Annotated in this window: 4 protein-coding genes; 1 reads left to right on the top strand and 3 read right to left on the bottom strand. The window is 41.4% G+C overall.

Features of this window, described 5'->3' with window-relative positions; translation table 11 throughout:
* Positions 1-149: 149 nt before the first annotated feature.
* Positions 150-950, top strand: a complete 801-nt coding sequence (locus tag Q0I54_RS13140) for a Mu transposase domain-containing protein (RefSeq protein ID WP_296119308.1) — start codon at positions 150-152, stop codon at positions 948-950.
* Between the two features lie 396 nt (positions 951-1346).
* On the opposite strand, the gene Q0I54_RS13145 is transcribed toward Q0I54_RS13140, so the two are convergent.
* The 3 genes from Q0I54_RS13145 to Q0I54_RS13155 are packed head-to-tail and all read right to left on the bottom strand — an operon-like array spanning position 1347 to position 3668.
* Positions 1347-2606 carry a hypothetical protein gene (locus tag Q0I54_RS13145; protein WP_296119309.1) on the bottom strand — a complete coding sequence of 420 codons (1260 nt, stop codon included), beginning with the start codon at positions 2604-2606 and terminating at the stop codon, positions 1347-1349.
* A 20-nt stretch (positions 2607-2626) separates the two neighbouring features.
* Positions 2627-3466 carry a type II secretion system F family protein gene (locus Q0I54_RS13150; protein ID WP_296119311.1) on the bottom strand — a complete coding sequence of 280 codons (840 nt, stop codon included), beginning with the start codon at positions 3464-3466 and terminating at the stop codon, positions 2627-2629.
* A complete protein-coding gene (locus Q0I54_RS13155) occupies positions 3387-3668 on the bottom strand; it encodes a hypothetical protein (protein ID WP_296119314.1) in 282 nt (93 codons plus the stop codon). Before Q0I54_RS13155 ends, Q0I54_RS13150 begins: the two co-directional genes overlap by 80 nt.
* Positions 3669-3773 lie beyond the last annotated feature (105 nt).

Below are 3773 nucleotides of genomic sequence, written 5' to 3' on the forward strand. Positions count from 1 at the left end.
GAAAAGCTCAATAGATGAACTTTTCGCCTTGTATTATCATAGAAGAATCTTATTTACAGACTTTTCTTCATAGTCTCGGATATGCAAGATACCTTGTTCCCATATCTCTCGGTAGTATGTTCCGTTCCAGTGATGTCGCAAATCACGACATGTTAAAAGATATGGCAACCTATTATAAACAGGAAATTATTTGGGAAGCACCGTCCCATTTTAAGGAACACATGAAAGCACGTTTAGATATTATTACATCAGAATTAGATCATTGCTTCTCTGCATTTAAATATATCTATGACAACTATAAAGTAATGAAACATTTTTATTGCAACAATATATTTACATCACATGAAAAAATATTTGCCCCATGTGAAAAGCCTTATTTGCTTTCAATGCCGTCAGAACAATATCCCATCATTTTAAAAACATACGTTGATGTAGGATTTGATTTTCACGTACATGTGCTTGGATATTTTTATTCAGTACCTTACCAATACGCTAAGTGTAAAGTCAGAGTTGAAACTTCTCACAATTTTATTGCAATCTACTTAATTGATAACAACAAATGTATTGCAACACATGACCGTTTGCAACCGCTTACGAAAGAAGAGTACATGTCTGCCAACCAAACAGAAAAACTACTTGACCCCAAATACAGTACTTATCCTGAACACATGCCGACTCCGGATGTTTTAAAAAAGGGAAATTATTATTCTGACTCTAAAATTTTAAATCTGGCTCATATATATGGCTCATATGCGGAGCAACTTACGTCATATGTTCTGGATCAATATCAAATACATCAACAAGCATACAGAAAACTATTAGGGATTTTGTCCATTGGGAAAAAAGAACCTCAATATTTTAATCTCGCATGTAAGTGTGCTCTTGAAAACCATGTTCGCATAAATCATTATGAGATCATGAATATAATAGATTATCTAAAAAAACAATAGTCCATGGATGAGACTTAGAAACCTATTATAAACTTCTAAGTCTCTTTTTTATTTCAAGACGATTTTTTCAAAAATTCAAAACCAAATTCATATTTTTTCGGTTGCATATTTTTTATTTTTCAAGGCGAATTTGTAGTTTTTTTGTAGAATTCTTAACAAAATGTATTGTTTATGTATAATTGCATAAATCCAGTATTTATGCGGGTTTGCGAAAATACATTGTTTATGGCATTGTTTATTTTGTTGTTTATAACTTTTCACTTCTAATCTCAACCACACCCACGCCAGACTCTTCCTGAAAAAAACGTTTCCACTCTCCTAACCATCGTTTCATCCTGTTCTTCCTCCCACTTTCTTATCCTCATATCAGATTACTTTGCTTTTTTTTCTTTCCTGTCACATCTCACACACAGCAGGAAATAAAAGTATCACCAAAACCAGCACAAACAAGCACATCATCGGAAACAAAAGCTTCATGGATGCCTCTTCACCGCGTTTCCTTGCCTCACTTTTCCGCTGTTCCCACGCTTCCCTTGCCTCCGCTGCCAGCATCTCACCGATATCCCGTGTCCCTTTTTCCAGATTTCTGGTGAGAATCGCCGCAAACCGTCGATAAGACCCCAGTCCAATCCTTTTTCCAAACCGCTCATACGCTTCCTTTTCTCCACAACCTTTCTGCATTTCAAGTGATGTGATCCGCATTTCTCCCAGAAACAGATGTGACATATTACTGCCATTTTTCTGCATACTCTGCGCAGTGGAAAGAATACGTTCCCATGACCTGCGAATTGTCAAACCAGCTCCGATCAACATGGACATCTGCGCTACCAGTTGCGGATACTCCCGCTGCAGACATTGAAGTCTCTGTTTTTCTGCCTTACGCTTTTTTTCTCTTTTCTTCCATTCCACCCCGTATACTGCCACACAGCCAAGTATGATTATCCACACCCAGTCCCTGCTCTGATCACTCTGCCATTGAATCTTCATATCACCAACTGATTTCGGTAATTCAAATCCATCTTTTGTGCGGTTCTCCGCTTCTGCCTGCTGCAACATTTTTTTCACCTGCATCCGGATCCAAACGTCACTGCCCTGAGGTGGTGGAATGATATACAGATTACGCATTTCCACTTGTACACACTCCTGGCAGGAAAATTCAGCCTGCAGACTTACTACCTGTCCACTTTCCGGCACTTGTTCGTTTTCTATCGTGCCGTCGTCCAGCACAAGATTACCGGGATCTATTTCATATGTCACCTGCACCAGCCCATCTTTCATCGTTGCAGGCAGGTTCAGTTTTCGATACACCTGATCTGCTGACTCGTTTTCACCCAGATACTGTGCCTCCCACTCCTGCACAGCTTTCTCCAGTAATTTTCTGACCGCTTTTTCCGACCGCTGAACGGCCTGCACCTCCACTTCTACTTTCTGCTCTGTTCCCTGCACCGTCTGATAGGTAAATACTTTCTGCTCTGCTCCGGTTCCTTCCTCGCCACGGCTAACCCAGCCTGCTGACTCCTGATTTTGACCAGTCTGCTGACTCCACATAGTCAGAGTCAGTACACCAAATAAAATGCCTGCCAAAATGCTGATCTTATGCTGCTTCCAGAACAACGATACCCTGTTTTCTCTCTTCACTTTCCAGCTCCACTTCATGTATCAAAATCATCCCTGCTTTAAACCGGAATCGCCATAATCTTTTCTGACCAGAAAAAGGCTCCTACATATCCCAGCAGACACCCACTCATCACTGCAATGCCCGCCGGATTTCCATAAAGGTGACTACTGTACTCTGGAGAACTTAAGGTGACAAAACACAGTATTCCAGGGAGTAATAACATCATCATTTTCTGTTCTGCCCGTTTTGCTGCCACACCGGTCTCTAGTTCCCGCAGAATTTCATGTTTCTCCTGCATACGGCTTCCTGTCTTGCGAATAATCTCCGTCAGATTTCCTCCGTTTCGTTTCACATACAGCAATATTTCTGAAAAATGGCAGATATCTTCATTTCCGCTACGCCCGGCAAATTCATACAACAACTGTTCCACCGGTTCATTCATCCGGATTTTCTGATTCATCTGATAAAATTCCCGGTAAACTTCCCCGGTTCTTCCATACAGCCGTTCCAGTTCTTCCATGGCATAATGCCATGCAGATTCCAGTGAATACCCTGCGGTCAGTGCGCCAGATATTGCACGGATCGCAGACTGGAACTGCACCTGCATCCGCCTGTCTCGCGTTTCCTGCTCCTTTTTCTTTTTTCTGTGTATACACACCGGGATTACAATGACGGAAAGACACAATCCCCAGACGGAACGATAAAATAAAAATGCAATGACACCGCTTACTATCAAGCCTTCCCCGAACGTCTTCCAGAATTGTTTTGTTGAAAGCACGGTATGCTTATAATCCGGCAGAGTCTGTCCCTCTGTCTTTTCAGATAAACTTACAGATAATGCCTTTTTCTTCCAGCTTTTTGCGATTATGAAGCTGCCCTTCTTTTTCCCAGCATCCATGTACTTTTTCCCCTTTCTGCCCTGACTCTCGAAATACAAACAGCGGGTTCAGCCGGATTTCCCCCTGCTCCATCCCGTCTATTTCACTGATCTGCAGCACCTTTCTGGTTCGATCCCGCATTCTTCCAAGATGCACCAGAATATCGATTCCGGAAGATATTTGACGACGAATTGCCTGTAATGGCAGCTCCATTTCTCCCATTAATATCATTGCCTCCAGACGAAGCAGCGGAAGAAAAAAATGAAATATGCGTTATAACGTCGATTTTTTTGTAACAAAACTCTTTTTTATATACAAAAAAGGCAT

Source organism: uncultured Eubacterium sp., assembly GCF_934295145.1.
Taxonomy (GTDB): domain Bacteria; phylum Bacillota; class Clostridia; order Lachnospirales; family Lachnospiraceae; genus Eubacterium_I.

What these genes read in the sequence shown, in the direction of transcription:
- Q0I54_RS13145 (WP_296119309.1), bottom strand. Translation starts at nt 2,606, where the DNA reads ATGAAGTGGAGCTGGAAAGTGAAGAGAGAAAACAGGGTATCGTTGTTC.
- Q0I54_RS13155 (WP_296119314.1), bottom strand. Translation starts at nt 3,668, where the DNA reads ATGGGAGAAATGGAGCTGCCATTACAGGCAATTCGTCGTCAAATATCT.
- Q0I54_RS13140 (WP_296119308.1), top strand. Translation starts at nt 150, where the DNA reads ATGTTAAAAGATATGGCAACCTATTATAAACAGGAAATTATTTGGGAA.
- Q0I54_RS13150 (WP_296119311.1), bottom strand. Translation starts at nt 3,466, where the DNA reads ATGGATGCTGGGAAAAAGAAGGGCAGCTTCATAATCGCAAAAAGCTGG.